Source organism: Egicoccus halophilus (genome assembly GCF_004300825.1).
Taxonomy (GTDB): Bacteria; Actinomycetota; Nitriliruptoria; order Nitriliruptorales; family Nitriliruptoraceae; genus Egicoccus; species Egicoccus halophilus.
This window is the reverse complement of sequence record NZ_CP036250.1, coordinates 1,648,098-1,663,589: the sequence shown is the minus strand read 5'-3', so window position 1 is coordinate 1,663,589 and position 15,492 is coordinate 1,648,098. Positions and strand designations below refer to the sequence as shown.

15 protein-coding genes are annotated in these 15,492 nt (G+C 73.1%); 3 read left to right on the top strand and 12 right to left on the bottom strand.

What is annotated here, in order from left to right; translation table 11 throughout:
• Positions 1 to 42 precede the first annotated feature (42 nt).
• Both ELR47_RS07410 and ELR47_RS07405 read right to left on the bottom strand, forming a co-directional pair.
• Positions 43 to 786: an ABC transporter permease gene (locus ELR47_RS07410; RefSeq protein WP_130649314.1), complete on the bottom strand. Its 744-nt coding sequence runs from the start codon at positions 784 to 786 to the stop codon at positions 43 to 45.
• Complete coding sequence (locus tag ELR47_RS07405) at positions 783 to 1,730, bottom strand: ABC transporter ATP-binding protein (protein WP_130649313.1); 948 nt, start codon at positions 1,728 to 1,730, stop codon at positions 783 to 785. Before ELR47_RS07405 ends, ELR47_RS07410 begins: the two co-directional genes overlap by 4 nt.
• A 207-nt stretch (positions 1,731 to 1,937) precedes the next feature.
• Between ELR47_RS07405 and ELR47_RS07400 the strand changes: the two genes are divergently transcribed.
• Together ELR47_RS07400 and ELR47_RS07395 are read left to right on the top strand one after the other, a co-directional pair.
• Positions 1,938 to 2,975, top strand: a complete 1,038-nt coding sequence (locus ELR47_RS07400) for a LuxR C-terminal-related transcriptional regulator (RefSeq protein ID WP_130649312.1) — start codon at positions 1,938 to 1,940, stop codon at positions 2,973 to 2,975.
• Positions 2,976 to 3,067: 92 nt separating this feature from the next.
• Positions 3,068 to 4,516: an amidase gene (locus ELR47_RS07395; RefSeq protein WP_130649311.1), complete on the top strand. Its 1,449-nt coding sequence runs from the start codon at positions 3,068 to 3,070 to the stop codon at positions 4,514 to 4,516.
• A gap of 19 nt (positions 4,517 to 4,535) precedes the next feature.
• Here ELR47_RS07395 and ELR47_RS07390 read toward each other — a convergent pair whose 3' ends face one another.
• The 9 genes from ELR47_RS07390 to ELR47_RS07350 all read right to left on the bottom strand — a co-directional run bounded on the left by ELR47_RS07390 (position 4,536) and on the right by ELR47_RS07350 (position 13,382).
• The gene (locus ELR47_RS07390; protein ID WP_205745504.1) at positions 4,536 to 5,834 is read right to left on the bottom strand and encodes a hemolysin family protein; all 1,299 of its coding nucleotides are present in this window, start codon (positions 5,832 to 5,834) and stop codon (positions 4,536 to 4,538) included.
• A 123-nt stretch (positions 5,835 to 5,957) separates the two neighbouring features.
• A complete protein-coding gene (locus tag ELR47_RS07385) occupies positions 5,958 to 6,302 on the bottom strand; it encodes a metallopeptidase family protein (protein WP_205745503.1) in 345 nt (114 codons plus the stop codon).
• A gap of 7 nt (positions 6,303 to 6,309) precedes the next feature.
• Positions 6,310 to 7,332: a class II fructose-bisphosphate aldolase gene (fbaA, locus tag ELR47_RS07380; protein ID WP_130649309.1), complete on the bottom strand. Its 1,023-nt coding sequence runs from the start codon at positions 7,330 to 7,332 to the stop codon at positions 6,310 to 6,312.
• Positions 7,333 to 7,414: 82 nt separating this feature from the next.
• A complete protein-coding gene (locus ELR47_RS07375) occupies positions 7,415 to 9,151 on the bottom strand; it encodes a phospho-sugar mutase (RefSeq protein WP_130649308.1) in 1,737 nt (578 codons plus the stop codon).
• Positions 9,152 to 9,244: 93 nt separating this feature from the next.
• A complete protein-coding gene (locus ELR47_RS07370) occupies positions 9,245 to 9,538 on the bottom strand; it encodes a DUF1330 domain-containing protein (RefSeq protein ID WP_130649307.1) in 294 nt (97 codons plus the stop codon).
• Between the two features lie 72 nt (positions 9,539 to 9,610).
• Positions 9,611 to 10,225 (bottom strand): TetR/AcrR family transcriptional regulator, encoded by a 615-nt coding sequence (locus ELR47_RS07365; protein ID WP_165403909.1) that lies wholly within the window; start codon positions 10,223 to 10,225, stop codon positions 9,611 to 9,613.
• Positions 10,222 to 11,370: an acyl-CoA dehydrogenase family protein gene (locus ELR47_RS07360; protein WP_130649305.1), complete on the bottom strand. Its 1,149-nt coding sequence runs from the start codon at positions 11,368 to 11,370 to the stop codon at positions 10,222 to 10,224. Before ELR47_RS07360 ends, ELR47_RS07365 begins: the two co-directional genes overlap by 4 nt.
• 16 nt (positions 11,371 to 11,386) lie before the next feature.
• Complete coding sequence (locus ELR47_RS07355) at positions 11,387 to 12,577, bottom strand: acyl-CoA dehydrogenase family protein (RefSeq protein ID WP_130649304.1); 1,191 nt, start codon at positions 12,575 to 12,577, stop codon at positions 11,387 to 11,389.
• 136 nt (positions 12,578 to 12,713) lie between these two features.
• Positions 12,714 to 13,382, bottom strand: coding sequence for a catalase family protein (locus ELR47_RS07350; protein ID WP_130649303.1), 669 nt, complete (start codon positions 13,380 to 13,382; stop codon positions 12,714 to 12,716).
• Between the two features lie 342 nt (positions 13,383 to 13,724).
• Between ELR47_RS07350 and opgC the strand changes: the two genes are divergently transcribed.
• A complete protein-coding gene (gene opgC / locus ELR47_RS07345; RefSeq protein ID WP_130649302.1) occupies positions 13,725 to 14,888 on the top strand; it encodes an OpgC domain-containing protein in 1,164 nt (387 codons plus the stop codon).
• Here the strand turns inward: opgC and ELR47_RS07340 are convergent.
• Positions 14,857 to 15,489, bottom strand: a complete 633-nt coding sequence (locus tag ELR47_RS07340) for an alpha-ketoglutarate-dependent dioxygenase AlkB (protein ID WP_205745502.1) — start codon at positions 15,487 to 15,489, stop codon at positions 14,857 to 14,859. The genes opgC and ELR47_RS07340 overlap by 32 nt on opposite strands.
• Positions 15,490 to 15,492 lie beyond the last annotated feature (3 nt).

Below are 15,492 nucleotides of genomic sequence, written 5' to 3'. Positions count from 1 at the left end.
CGCGTCGTGACACCGCTCCCGCCGTCCAGCCGCGTCCGCCGGTCAGTCCCAGCGGAACCGGCGCGCTGCCACGACGCCGAGGCCGAGGGCCCAAGCCACCAGGACGACGAGGTGGAGCGTCGCCACGCCCTCGCCGGTCCAGGCCGCCTGCAACCCGTGCAGCGTCGCACCGGCCGGGAGGAACTCCCCGACGCGTGCCATCACCTCGGGCAGCTGGTCGGCCGGCACCATCAGGCCGCCGAGCAGCAACTGCGGGAAGAACAGCCCCATGCCGATCGCCGTGGCGGTGCTGGCCTTGGGCGCCAACGCGGCGACGGCGACACCCATGGCGTACAGCGCCGCCGCACCGAGCGCGAGGATCCCGACCACCCCGCCGGCCGAGGTGGGCACGCTCACGCCGAACCCGAACACCGCCACCGCGGCGGTCAACGCCAGACTGCCGACGAGCATGCCGAGGTGGACGAGCAGCTGCGCGCCGAGCAGGGCGCCCGGGTGGACCGGCGTCGTCGCCATCCGACGCAGCACCCCGCGCTCCCGGTAGCTGGCCAGCGTCACCGGCAGGACCTGCAGGGGCAGCATCGTCACGACCAGCACGAGCGCGATCGGGACGATGAAGATCTCGAAGGCGGTGAACCCGCCGAGCTCCGGGATCCGCTCCCGCATCCCGTCGCCCAGTCCGAAGCCGACCAGCAGGCCGAGCGGCAGGAGGAACGTCAGGGGCAGTGCCGACCGGTCCCGTCGCACCAGGGCGAACTCGGTGGCGGTCAGCCGGGCCAGCGGGCTCATGCGGTCACCTCGTCGTGGGCGTCGTCACGCAGTTCGTCGGGAACCTGGTCACGACCGGTGATGGCGACGAAGGCGTCCTCGAGGCTGGGTTGTCCGAGGTTGGCGCGCACGACGACGGCCCCGGCGTCGTGAACGGCCCCGACGACGGCGTGCAACAGGTCACCGTCACCGGTCACCACCAGCTCCTCGCCCTCGTGGCGCACCTCGCTGACGACGCCGAGCCCGGCCAGGACGGCGGTGTCCACCGGCGGGACGGTCCGCAACCGCAGCTGGGCGCCGGCCTGCACACCGGCGACGAGCCCGGCCGGTGTGTCGACGGCGACCACCCGGCCGCGATCGAGGACGGCGAGGCGGTCGCACAGCCGCTCGGCCTCGTCCATGAGGTGGGTCACGAGCACGACCGTGACGCCGGAGGCGCGGACCTGCTCGATCAGGTGCCAGGTGTCCCGGCGGGCCCGCGGATCGAGGCCGGTGGTGAGTTCGTCGAGCACGGCGATCCGTGGGTTGCCCACCAGCGCGAGCGCGATCGACAGGCGCTGCTGCTGACCGCCGGAGAGGTCCTCGAAGGCGGTCGTGGCCTTGTCGTGCAGGCCGAGCTCGCGCAGGAGCCGGTCCGGGTCGGCAGGGTCACGGTAGAAGGAGGCGTACAGCTCCAGCGCCTCCCGCACGCGCAACGCCTCCGGCAGGCGGCTCTCCTGCAACTGGACGCCGACCTGCTCGTGCACGCGACGGCCGTCGACCTGCGGGTCCAGCCCGAGGACCCGCACACGTCCGGCGTCCGGGCGTCGCAGTCCGACCAGGCACTCGACGAGCGTGGTCTTGCCGGCCCCGTTGGGGCCGAGGATGCCGAAGATCTCCCCGTCCTCGATCTCGAGCGACACGTCGTCGACGGCGACCGTGTCGCCGTACCGCTTGTGCAGCCCCTGCACCTCGATGACGGGCATCGCCGGTCTCCTGTCGTCCTCGGTGCCGAACGTCGGAACACCGTCGATCTACCGACCGGGGTCGACGATAGGCCGCGTGACGCGGCCGGGCGCCCTGTTCGTCCACGACACCGACCGCCCACGACCGCGCATCGGGCCACGGCGACGGCCGGCGGCGGCTACAACTGCGCGGCGCGGCAGCGTCGGGCCGCCGCACCGGGAGACCCCATGCTGCAGACGCGTCATGTCGTCGCCGCCGCCGAACTCGGCACGCTGGGCGGTGAACCGGACGCGCACGGGCGGGCGGTGGCCCTACTGGCGGACGCCCTGCGCTGCGACGCCGGCCAACTGGTGGCCGAGACCGCGACCGGGCCGCAGTCCCTCGCGACGCGCGGCTATCCCTCGACCCTGGCCTGGCACGCGACGCACACCTTCCGCGCCACCCCCTGGTGGTCGCTGGTGTCGGGTGCCGCCCTGCCGCCGTCCATCTCCGAGCTCCCGGAGGCCGGCTTCCAGCAGAGCGCGTTCTTCGAGCAGCACCTCGAACCCGCCGGCTTCCGCGACGGCTTGTCGGTGGCGCTGCGGCGCGATGGGCAGCTCGTCGGCATGGCCCACTTCTCGGCCGTCGACGAGCGGACCTTCGATCGTAGTGCCCGCGAGTTCCTCGGCGCCATCGGCGACAGCCTGGCCCGGTTGGTCGACCGGCGCCACCCGCGTCACCAGGCGTGTCCCGGGTGCTGCCCGCCGGACGCGTCGACCGCGGCCTGGTCGACCGACGGCGGGTGGATGCCCTACCCGGGCCGGACGGCTCCGCCGGTGCTGGCGGATCCGGACGACGAGGCGGTCGTGTTGCGGGCGGCCCGGACGCTCGACGGGGACACCACCTTCCTGCTGCGGCACGGTCGTGACCTGCACCGCCTCCGTCTGCACCGGGTTCCGTCGGCCGCGGTCGACGGCGGTGCCGTGCTGGTGACGAGCCACCAGGTGGACGCGCCGGCCGGCCTCACCGAACGGGAACTGCAGGTGCTCACCGCGCTGGCAACCGGGGCCTCGAGCCAGGCGATCGCCGACGACCTCGTGGTGAGCGTGCGGACCGTCCACACCCACGTCGAACGCCTGCTGGCCAAGCTCGCGTGTGCGAACCGGACCGAGGCGGCCCTGTTGGCGCGGCGTGACGGGCTGCTGCTGCCGGTCGCCGACCACCGTCGGCTCGCCGACGTCGGCCGGGTCCTCGCACGCCCCGGCGGGACGCCGCCGAATCGGTAGTCCTACCGACGCCGGCCGTGGCCCCCGTCCGTACCGTTCCCCCGGTCCACCTCGGGAGCGGGTGGTCGAAGCGGGCGAGGGAGGAACCGAGCATGGACGTCGACGAGTACACGCGAGCTGACGCGACCGAGTTGGCCGAGCTGATCCGCACCGGCCAGGTCAGCGCCGGTGAGGCCGCCACCGCGGCCCGGACCGTCCTCGACGCGGTCGAGCCGACGCTCAACGCCGTGGTCGAGGGACCGTTCGACACCCCGCTGGCGCATGCGGAGGACGGCCCCTTCGCGGGCGTGCCGTTCGTCGTCAAGGACCTGGTCCTGCACGCCGAGGGCGTGCCGCACCACATGGGCTCGCGGCTGCTCGGACCTGGCGTCCCGTTCCCGTACGACTCGGAGCTGATGCGGCGGTTCCGTGCCGCCGGCCTGGCGACCATCGGCGTCAGCGCCGCCCCGGAGTTCGGGTTCAGCACGGTCACCGAACCGGTGTTCCACGGCCCGACCCGCAACCCGTGGGACCCGCAGCGCTCCCCCGGTGGGTCCAGCGGCGGCTCGGCCGCCCTGGTCGCCGCCGGCGTCGTGCCGGTCGCCCACGCCAACGACGGCGGCGGCTCGATCCGCATCCCGGCGGCGTTCAGCGGACTCGTCGGCCTCAAGCCCTCCCGCGGACGGGTCAGCCCCGGACCCGACTACGCCGACCCGCTGTTCGGTCTGGGCGTCGAGTTCGCGCTCACCCGCACCGTGCGTGACAGCGCCGGACTGTTCGACGCGGTCCACGGCGCCGCCCCCGGTGACGGCCACCTGCTGCCCGACCCACCGGCCCCCTACCGCCGCCTGGCCGAGGCCGGCAGCCGCCCGCTGCGCATCGCCGTCAGCACCGCGCCGTTGTGTGGGCCGCTTCTCCGGGAGGGCCGTGCCGTCGACCCGGCCTGCTCCCAGGCCGTGCGCGACGTCGCTGCCGCGCTCGAGCAGTTGGGGCACCACGTCGAGGAGGCGGCTCCCGCGCTGGATGCCGAAGCGTTCGACGACGCCAACCTCAAGGTGTGGTGCAGCTTCCTCGCGGACGGTCTCGCCGGTGTCGCCGCGGCGTTGGGCGTCACGCCCGGGCCCGACACGGTCGAGGCGACGACGCTGGCCTGCGCGGAGTACGGCGCCTCGCTGTCGGCCCTCGACCTCTACGCGGTCGAGCGGGTGTTCAACACCGTCACGCGTGGCATGGCCGCGTTCCACCAGGACTACGACCTGCTGTTGACGCCGACCGCAGCCGTCCCGAACGTCGCCATCGGCGAACTGCGTGGCGACGACCCGTCGTTGGGTGCGCAGGGCTGGTACGACGCCATCTTCACCGTGGCGCCGTTCACGGCGCTCGCGAACGTGACCGGCAACCCGGCGATCAGCCTGCCGATGGGCACCTCGCCCGAGGGATGGCCGGTCGGCGTGCAGTTCTCGGCGCCGTACGCCGACGAGGCCACGCTGCTCGCGCTGGCCGGTGACCTCGAGCGCGCCCACCCGTGGTCCACGCGCCGGGCTCCCGTGCTGGTCGGCTGACGGCTCGAGCGACGCGCGGTCACTCGCTGGGTGGGGTCGTGGGCGCCGTCGAGGGTGATGCGTGCGGCGGCGCCTCGATCCGGACCCGTTCGGCGATGCGTCGCCGTACGGAGAGCACCTCGAAGCCGCGGCCGGCCAGCGCGATCCGGTCGCCGGCCACGGGTATCCGACCGAGCTGTTCGACGACCAGTCCGCCGATCGTGATGGCCTCACCGTCGTCCACCTCGACCGGCACCCCGAGGTCCTCGAGGTCGTGCACGGGGAAGCTTCCCGGCACCACCATGGCCCCGCCCGCCTCCCGGACCACCGTCTGCACGTCGCGGTCGTGCTCGTCGTAGATCTCGCCGACGAGCTCCTCGACCAGGTCCTCCACGGTGATGATCCCCTCCACCCCACCGTGCTCGGACACGACCAGGGCCAACTGCTGCCGCGCGGACTGCAGCTCCCGCAGTGCCACGACGGCGTTGAGCGACTCGGGCAGGGCGGTCGCCGGCCGGGCATGGTCGCCGACGAGACCGGCCCGCCCCACCAGCCCCAGCACCGACACGGTCCTGTCCGCGTCGTCCAGTTCGTCGGTGAACACCGGTGCTCGACTGTGACCGGCAGCGGCCAGCCGTCGCAGCGCCTGCTCGACCGGCGTGTCCGCCGCGAGGGCGACCACCCGCGAGCGCGGCACGACGATCTGCCGCAAGGTGCGGTCCGCGACCTCGAGCGCACCGTCGATGATTTGACGCTGCTGGTCGGTGTAGGACGTCTGCGCCGCGACCAGATCGCGGATCTCCTCGCTGGTGACGGCCTGACGGTCCACGTCCGGATCGCCCCGGAACAACCGGACCGTGAGGTCGGTGGCGAGCGAGAGCAGCCAGATCGCCGGCGCCACGACCTTCGACACCAGCATCAGTGGCCGAGCCGCCAGCAGACCCCAACTCTCGGCCCGTTGCATCGCCAGACGCTTCGGCGCCAGCTCACCGAAGACCAGGGTCACGAACGTCAGGCCGAGCGTGATCGTGAGGATCGCCGCGGGGCGGGCCGCTCCTCCGAGGAAGGACAGGGGCTCGACCAGCGGTTCGGCCAGCGCCACCGCTGCGGTCGCGGACGCCAGGAACCCGGCGAGCGTGATCCCGATCTGGATCGTGGACAGGAACCGGTTCGGTTCCCGCGCCAACTGCGCGAGTGCCCGACCGGCCGTCGAACGCTGCTCGAGGCGCGCCAGCTGGCCTTCCCGCAGGGAGATCAACGCGATCTCCGAACCCGCGAACGCCGCATTGAGCACGATGAGGAACGCGACCAGCCCGAGCTGGACGCCGATGTCGTTCACAGGTGACCGCGACCTCGAAGAAGGGGACGCCAGCGTACGGCAGTCGACCGCCGGCCATGGGCGGCCGCGTCGTGATCGCCGGGAACCCGCTCGGCGTCCGGCGCCGCGACCGCCGTGTCGGACTCAGGCCCAGCCGAGCTCGTGGAGCCGGTCGTCGTCGATGCCGAGGTGGTGGGCGAACTCGTGCACGACGGTCACGTAGATCTCGTCGACGAGGTGGTCCTCGTCCTCGCACACGTCACACAGCGCGAGCCGGAAGATGCGGATCACGTCCGGCATCGCACCGGCGTACTCGTCGCGTTCGGTGAGCGGGATGCCCTCGTAGATCCCGAGCAGGTCCGGCTCGTCCTCGTGGCGGTCCTCGACCAGGACCACCACGTTGTCGAACTGCGCGAACAGCTCGTCGGGGACCTCGTCGAGGGCCTCCCCGACGAGCTGTTCGAAACGTTCCTCCGGCAGGGGCTGCACGCGCAGGTCAGCGCAGCTTCGTACCGGCCGAACGCAGCATCTGGCAGGCCTCGACGACCCGCTGCGCCATGCCCTCCTCGGCCGCCTTGCCCCACGAGCGCGGGTCGTAGACCTTCTTGTTGCCGACCTCGCCGTCGACCTTGAGCACGCCGTCGTAGTTGCGGAACATGTGCTCGACGACCGGGCGCGTGAACGCGTACTGCGTGTCGGTGTCGATGTTCATCTTGACCACGCCGTGGTCGAGCGCCTCGTGGATCTCCTCGACCGTCGAGCCCGAGCCGCCGTGGAAGACCAGGTCGAACGGCTGCTTGCGCTCCGACGAGCCGGCGACCGCGTCCTGCAGGTCCTTGAGGATCGATGGACGCAGCTGCACGTGCCCGGGCTTGTAGACGCCGTGGACGTTGCCGAAGGTGGCGGCCAGCAGGTAACGGCCCTCGTCCCCGGTGCCCAGCGTCTCCGCGACACGCATGGCGTCACCCGGCGTCGAGTACAGCTTCTCGCTCATCTCCCCGACGATGCCGTCCTCCTCACCGCCGACGACGCCGATCTCCATCTCCATGATCGTCCGGCCCGACCGGCACAGCTCGTGCAGCTCGGCCGCGATCGACAGGTTCTCCTCGAGCTCGACCGCCGAGCCGTCCCACATGTGCGAGTTGAACAGCGGCGCCTCGCCCCGCTCGACCCGCTGGCGCGACAGGTCCGCGAGCGGACGCATGAAGTCGTCGAGCTTGTCCTTGGGGCAGTGGTCGGTGTGCAGCGCGACGTTGACCGGGTACTGCTCGGCGACGACCTTGGCGTACTCGGCGAACGCGACCGCGCCGGTCACCATGTGCTTCTTGGTCGGTCCCGACCAGTAGGCGGCCCCACCGGTGGACACCTGCACGATCCCGTCGCTCTCGGCCTCGGCGAGGCCGGCGAGGGCCGCGTTCAGCGTCTGCGACGAGGTGACGTTGATCGCCGGGTAGGCGAAGGCGCCCCGCTTGGCGCGGTCGAGCATCTCCTCGTAGACCTCGGGCGTTGCGATCGGCATGTGGCAGCTCCTGTTGGCGTGGTGGCGGACGCGTGCGGGTGCGGTGTCACCGCGGGTGCGGATGCGGCGGGAGGTTCCCGTTCTACCCCAAGCCGACGAAGGAGGCGAGGTCCCTGGCGACGGCGTCGGCGCGTGCGAGCAACTCGGTCGAGCGCGCCTCGAGGTCGTCGTCCTGCCGCAGCTCGCCGCGCAGGTCGACGTAGATCTTGAGCTTCGGTTCGGTCCCCGACGGGCGGATCAGCGCACGACCGTCGGTGAGCTCGATCGCGACCATGTCGTGCGCCTCGAGCCACGGTGGACGCTGCTCGGCGCCGACGCGGTAGTCGAGGGTCGACAGCACCTGTTGGCCGGCCAGCTCCTCGGGGACCCGCTCGGCCAACGACGCCATGGCCTGGGCGATCTCGGCCAGCCCGGCGGTGCCGGGGCGGGTGATCGAGTGCTGGTGGCTGACCCACAGGCCGTGGCGCCGGTACAGCTCCTCGAGTCGGTCGGCGACGGTGCGGCCCTCGGCCGCCAGCGACCGGGCCAGGCCGGCGAACGCGACCGCGGCACCGATGCCGTCCTTGTCACGCACGACCGTGCCCACCGACGAGCCGAGCGCCTCCTCGAAGCCGTAGACGAACGAGCGCCCGTCGGCCCGCTCGAGGTCACGCGCCGCCGCGCAGATCCACTTGAACCCGGTCAGGGTGAACTCGGCGTGGGCGCCGTGGGCGGCGGCGACGTCGCGGAACATCGGGGTGGACACGATCGAGGCCACCACCAGCGGGCGGTCGGCGTCGGTCCCGGACAGCAGGTGATCGGTGAGCAGCACGCCGATCTGGTTGCCGGTCAACAGCCGGTAGCCGCCGGCACCGTCGGGGACCGCGGCGGCCAGCCGGTCGGCATCGGGGTCGTTGGCGATCACCAGGTCCGCGTCGACCTCGCGGGCCAGCTCGACCGCGGCGTCCATCGCGCCCGGCTCCTCGGGATTCGGGAAGCGCACGGTCGGGAAGCGGCCGTCGGGCTCGGCCTGCGAGGGCACCACGTGCAGGTCGTCGAACCCGGCCGCGGCCATCGCCCGCTGCACCAGTTCGCCGCCGACCCCGTGCAACGGCGTGTAGACCAGTGTCAGGTCGGGCCCCGGCGTGTCCGGACGCGCCGCCGCGAGCTCGTCGAGGTAGCGGTCCACCACCGACGCCGGCACCGGCGCGACGAGTTCGCTGGCCAGCGGGTCGGCGAGCGGGAGGTCCTTCGCGGGGCCGACGGCCTCGATGGCGGCCGCGATGGCCGCGTCGGCGGGCGGCACGATCTGCGCGGCGCCCTCGGCGTAGACCTTGTAGCCGTTGTACTCGGGCGGGTTGTGACTGGCCGTGATCACCACTGCTGCCGCCGCGTCGAGGACCTTCTGTGCGTAGGCGACCAGCGGGGTCGGACGCGGCGAGGGGAACCACCGCACCTGCAGGCCCGCGCCGGCGAACACCGCCACGGCGTCACGGGCGAAGGTCTCCGAGTCGAGCCGGGCGTCGAAGCCCACGACCACGCCCCGTTGGGCCGCGTCGGGCACCGTGGCGAGCAGATGGTCGGCCAGCCCACGGCTGGTCCGGCGCACCACCGCCCGGTTCATGCGGTTGGTGCCGGCGCCGACGACGCCGCGCAGTCCGGCGGTGCCGAACTCCAGCGGCACGCCGACCCGTTCCTGCAGCTCGGCCTCGTCGCCGGCGTCCACCAGCGACTGCAGCTCGGCGCGGGTGGTCTCGTCGGGGTCACCCGCGATCCAGGCCGTGGCACGGGCCTGCAGGTCGGCGAGGGCGGCGGTGGTGGCGTCATCGTGTGCAGTCATGTCGGCGAGCCTAGGCGGGCACCGGCGTCGGCGACCCCACCGGGGGGCCGTGCCGTCGACCACCGGTAGGCCGACCAGACCAGGGCGGCCAGGTCAGGCGAGCCCCTCGACGATCCGGATGTCGCGCACCGCGCCGTCGCCCAACGCCTCGAGCGCCGCCTGGTAGTCGGCGCTCTCGTAGCACGCCACGGCACGTTCGACCGCCGGGAACTCGATGACGACCGTGCGCTCGTCCGCGGCCGCCTCGTACACCGCCGCCGGCATGCCACGGGCGAGGAACCGGCCGTCGAAGGCCGCGATCGCGGGGCCGGCGAGCTCCGCGTAGGCGCGCAACCGGTCGGTGTCACGGACGCTGCGGACCGTGTTGATCCAGTAGGCCTTCGGCATCGGGCCCTCTCGGGTCGGGAGGCGGCGGACACGAGCCATCCTGCCCGACACGTGCCGGTCCCGCCGGTCGGGTCAGTGGCCGGTCGCGCGGGCGAGCACGGCGGTGGCCAGACCGTGCAGCCAGTCACGTCGCTGCGGCAGGTGGCGAGCCTGCGGGTTGAGTGCCACCGAGTCGATCAGGCCGTGCACGGCCATCACGGTCCCGCGGGCCTCGGCGTCGTCGAGCGCCGGGGCACGGCGGCGCAGGGCGTCCACCCACGCGTCGAGGTAGCGACGGTGGTTGCGGTCGGCCAGCCGCCGGTAGTCCTCGGGCAGGTGACGCAGCTCGCGCACCAGCAGCACCAGCGCCGAGGGCTGGCCGAGGGCGAGTTCGAGCTGGGCGTCGAGCAGGGTGTCCAACGCCTCGTCGGGCGGTTGGGTCGCCGCCCGGTCGATCGCGGGTCGCAACTGGCCCCAGATCCGGTCGAGCACCGCCATCAGCAGCGCGTCCTTGGACGCGAAGTGGCGGTACAGGCCCGGGCCGGAGATGCCGGCGGCGGCACCGAGGTCGTCGACACTCGTGCCGTGGAAGCCGTGCTCGAGGAACAGCTGCTCGGCCGCGTCGAGGACGGCCTCGCGACGCCGCCGCCCCCGCGAGGTCGCGGGGACGGCGGCCGCCGGGGTCGGATCACCGGCCGGGACGCTCACAGTCCGAGCACGTCGCCGAGCAGCCGGCGGTGCAGGTGCGGGTCGCCGAGCAGCAGCTTGGTCGCCTTGGCCCGCTTGAAGTACAGGTGCGCGTCGTGCTCCCAGGTGAACCCGATGCCGCCGTGCAGCTGGATGCCGTCGGCGGCGATCGCCTCGTACACCTCGCTGCACAGTGCCTTGGCCAGCGGCGCGGCGATCGCGATCTCCTCGCGGTCGCCGGCGGCCACGGCGCGCGCGGCGTGCAGCGCGGCCGAACGGGCGGCCTCGAGCTTCACGAGGTCCTCGGCGAGCCGGTGCTTGACCGACTGGAACGACCCGATGGCGCGACCGAACTGGATGCGCTCGCGGGCGTAGCCGGTGGTCAGGTGCAGCACCTGCTGCGCGCCGCCGACCTGCTCACAGGCGATCGCGACGATCCCGGCCGCGACCGCGTCGTGCAGTGCGGTCACCGCCTCACCGGCCAGTCGGTCGTCCTCGGGCACGCGTACCCCGTCGTAGCGGATGCTCGCCAACGGCCGGGTCAGGTCCAGCGTCGGCAGCGACTCCCGGGCGAGCCCGGCCGCCTCGGCGGGCACGACGAACAGCTGCAGTCCGTCCTCGCTGGTCGCGGCCGTCACCAGGAGGTCGGCGGTGTGACCGTCGACGACGTAGCCGGCGGCGCCCTCGAGCACCCAACCGTCGCCGTCGCGGGTGGCGGTCACGCCCGGGTCGGCGGTCATGCGCCCGCGCTCGTCGAGGTGGGCCAGAGCGAGTCGGCTGGCACCGGTGGCGACGTCGGGCAACCACCGGGCCTGTTGCTCGGCGGAGGCGCCGACCTGCAGGGCGGTGGTGCCCAGCACCGCACTCGACAGCAGCGGCGCGGGCAGCAGCCGCTTGCCGGCCTCCTCGATCACGATGGCCAGCTCGACGAAGCTCGAGCCCGCGCCACCGTGCTCCTCCGCGATCGTCAGGCCGAGCAGGCCGTACTCGCCCAACTCCTTCCAGGCCGCGTCGTCGAGGGCGGTGTCGGTCTGCATCACCTCGCGGACGCGCTCGGAGGTGGCGCGCGCGCCGAGGAAGTCGCGCAGCATCTCGCGCAACTGCCGTTGTTCGTCGGTCTCGACGAAGGTCACCGCCGTCGCGGGACGCTGGGTGTCCGTGGTCATGTCCGTCTCCCTCGCGTCAGCTGCGCGGCACGTCGCGCCAGGCGACGTTCTTGTCGACCCGTGGCTCACCGGGCAGACCGAGCACCCGTTCGCCGAGGATGTTCTTCATGATCTCGCTCGTCCCGCCCTCGATCGAGTTGGCCCGCGAGCGCAGGTAGGCCTTGTGGACGTCCTCGGTGCGCGAGGAGGTCAGCTCCGGACGGACGAACTCGTAGCCGGCCGGGTAGGTCATGCCGTCGGGGCCGAGCAGGTCGATGGCGAACGAGGTGATCGCCTTGTTGAGGTCCGCCCAGTGCAGCTTGGCGGTGGAGCCCTCCGGTCCGGGGGTGCCGCGCTTGGCGGCCTCGCCGGCACGGATCGCCGTCAGACGCAGTGCCTCGGCCTCGATCCAGTAGGCCAGCAGCTGGTCGCGGGCGACCGGGTCGTCGCGGTCGGTGCGCTCCCAGGCCGCGACCGCGTGGGCGATGGCGCCGCTGCCGCGCGGCGCGACGTTGCCGCCGATGGCGACCCGCTCGTTCATCAGCGTGGTCATCGCGACCGACCAGCCCTCCCCGACCTCGCCGATGCGGAACTCGTCGGGCACATGGGCGTCGTCGAAGTAGACCTCGTTGAACTCCGCCTCACCGGTGATCTGGTACAGCGGGCGCACGTCGACGCCGGGCGCCTCCATGTCGACCACGAAGTAGGTCAACCCGGCGTGCTTGGGCACGTCCGGATCGGTGCGGGTCACCAGCAGACCCCACTTGGCGAGGTGCGCCAGGGTGTTCCACACCTTCTGCCCGTTGACCACCCAGGTGTCGCCCTCGCGGACCGCGGTCGTCGACAGGGCCGCCAGGTCCGAGCCGGCGCCCGGCTCGGAGAACAGCTGGCACCAGACCTCCTCGGTGGTGAACATCGGGCGCAGCCAGCGGCGCTGCTGCTCCTCGGTGCCGTGCGCGATCAGCGTGCCGGCGCCCATCCCGATGCCCAGGATGTTGCGGTAGCGGTTGGCGACCGAGCCGCCGGCGGCCTCGATGCGACGATTGATCTCGGACTGCCAGCGGGGGCCGACCCCGAGTCCGCCCAGCCCCTCGGGGAACTGCACCCAGGCCAGGCCGTGGTCGAACTGGGCGCCCCAGAACTCCTGCTCCGGCGTGTCCGCCGGCGGGTGCGAGGCGAACAGTGCCTCGAGCTGGTGCTCCACCCGTGCGCGTTCGTCGGTACTCACGCGAACGTCTCCCTCCCGAAAGTGAACGATCACTAACCGCAGCCTACCCACCCCCGCCGCGCACGACACGCTCCGGCACCGAGGTGTGCCCTCGCCGGCATCGCGGTGGTCGGCGCCTCCGGGCGGAGGGTCGGGCTCAGGCGCGCCGGGCGGCCCGGCGGCGTCGGCCGGCGCGGCTGGCGCCGTAGGTCGGGCGACGCAGACGGTTGACGAGTCCGACCGGTACCAGGTCGCGGCCGGTGTGCCAGGGGTCGAAGTCGACCGTGCCGTCGTCCGTCGGGCGAGGGTCCGGCGTCACCCGCACCCGGGCCAGCACCGGGCCGCCGGCGATGGCCACGACGAACGCTGGCGGTGCAGCGCCGTCGGCGACCTCGGCGTAGGTGCGCCGCGGTTCGCCTGCGGCCGCGTGGGCCACCAACGTGCGTCGCCCGAGGTGCGGCAGTTCGTAGGGCAACAGCGTCGAGTAGCTCGTCGTCAGGGCCCGGGCGGGACGCAGCACGTGTCGGCCCACCGGCCCGGCGCCCGTCGACGTCAACAGCAGGTCCTGGTCGCGACCGGCGCCGTACGTGTCGGGCAGCTTGACCGCGAGACCGAGCAGATCGGGGGCACCCACCGGCAGGCCGACACCCCGGGAGAGCCGGACGATCGCCGGGCGGCTCGCCGCGAGCAGCGGCGAGCCGCGCAGCAGCTGCCCGGCCTGCGGGGTCGGCTCCCAACGGGCGGCGAACACCAGTCCGCGGGGGTGGAACGCCCGCGCGCCCCGGAGGAAGGCCAGCGCTCGGAAGCCGGTCGGGAGCACGGCCACGGGGTTCTCCTGCTCGGCGGGACGTCGCGCACCGTCCGTCCACGGGCGCCAGCGCCGCCGCCATCGGTCGGTCGGTCGGTCGCGCACGCCAGCGAAGCGGTCACCGGCCGACGGCGGGACCCGCGCCACCGTCGTCCGCCGGGCGTCTCGCGGTGACGTCGACCGGGTACGACGTGACCGTACGGAGGTCGGCGACCACGGCCCGCGACGATCCGACGTCGCGCCCCCTGCGGACGACGGGGTGGCCCCGGCCTGCCGGACACGAGCCACCGTGCGCGTACCTGCGTAGCGTGCCGCTCGACGCGTGCCGTCCGGCCGAGTCGGGGATCAGCAGGGGGACCCATGGTTGCCGCGGGCCGCGACGTGACCCTCGACCTGATCCGTGGACTGTGCCTGGTGTCCATGACGCTCGCCCACCTCGCGCCCGGCTCCGTGCCGGACCGGGTGGTCAAGGCCGGCACGACCTCGCTGTTCGACGGGGCGTCGGGGTTCTTCCTGATCTCGGGCATCGTGCTCGGGCTCGTGCATCAGCGCCGGGCTGCGACCGTGCCGCTGCGCACCGTGGAAGAGGCCTCCCTGCGGCGGGCCGGCCTGCTCTACGTCGCCCACGTCGTACCGCTCGTCATCGCCCTGCTCGTCGCGCAGCAGGTGGCGACCGCCGCGGCGTGGACGGACGTGGCGCGCTACGGCGGCTGGGACGGCGCGCTGACGGCGGCCGCCACCCTGCAGCTCAATCCGCAGTACTTCGGCATCCTGAGTGTCTACATCGTGCTGATGCTGCTCGTCGCGGCCCTGCTGCCGCTGTTCCGGGCCGAGCGCCTGTGGACGGTCGCGGCGATCGTCGCCGGCGTGTACGTCGCCGCGTGGCTCGCACCGGTCCCCTTCACGCTGCCGGAGGCGCCGGGGGTTCGTGGCTTCTGGTCGTGGGGCGGCTGGCAGGCGCTGTTCTTCGTCGGGATGCTGCTCGGCTGGCGCTGGGAACGCTGGGAGCTGCGCCGCTGGCTCACCGACCGGCGCACCGTCGCCGTCGTCGCGCTGGTCACCGGCGCGCTGATCGCCTTCGCGCGGCTGCTCGTGATGGACGTGCCGGTCACGCCGGGCGGCGTCGTCGAGGAGGAGTTGCGTTTCGCGCTCTACGGCAAGGGCGCCATGGGGCCGCTGCGGATCCTGGTGTCGCTGGGCGGCGTCGCCCTGCTGTACGCCGTCGTGCAGTTCGTCACCGACCGCGGCTGGTTCGCCGGCGTCCGACGCGCCGTCGCCCGCATCGGACGCAAGGCGCTGGACGCGTTCGTGATCTCCCGCTTCGCCATCGTCGCCCTTCCGTTCCTGCCCTTCTCCGGACGCAGCGGATGGATCGCCGCCGGCTACGCCCTGCTCACCCTCGTGGTGAGCTGGGCCTGGGCGGGATTCCGCGAGGGCCAGGCGCGTACCCGCCGGGAGCGTGCCGCGGCGACGACGCCGACGACCACCGCGGTCACGGGTAGGCGTGACGGTAGGTCAGACTGATCCGGGGCCCGGCGCTGGCGACCTTGGGGACCGTGTGTTGCCAGGTCCGCTGACAGCTGCCGCCCATCACCAGCAGGTCCCCGGCACCGAGCGAGAACCCGATGCTGGCGCCCCCGTCGCGCGGCCGGAGCCGAAAGGTCCGCGGCTCGCCGAGCGAGACGATGGCGATCACTGCCTGCGGCAGGTCGCGGGCGATGCGGTCGCCGTGCCAGGCCACCGAGTCGCGCCCGTCGCGGTAGAGGTTCGCGCCCACCCGCTCGAAGTGTCGGCCGTAGCGTGCGTCGAGCAGTCGTCCGATCCGGGGCAGGATCTCGAGCCCCGCCGGCGGGTCGGCGACCGGGATGCTGGCCGTCAGCCGCGGTTGCAGCAGATCCTGCCCGTGGAGCCGCTGGGTGCGCTGCCCCCACGGCAGCTCCTGCAGTGCCGTGGCGAACACCTCGTCGGCCCCCTGCAACCATCCCGGCAGGTGGTCGACCCAGGCCCCGGCGGACAGCTCGGTGCGCACGAGGGCGTCGAAGTCCTCGTCCACGCTCGGGGCACAGGCCCCCAACAGTGAGCTCTGCCAGGCGAAGTCGCTCATGCGGCCCAGCCTATCGAACATCCG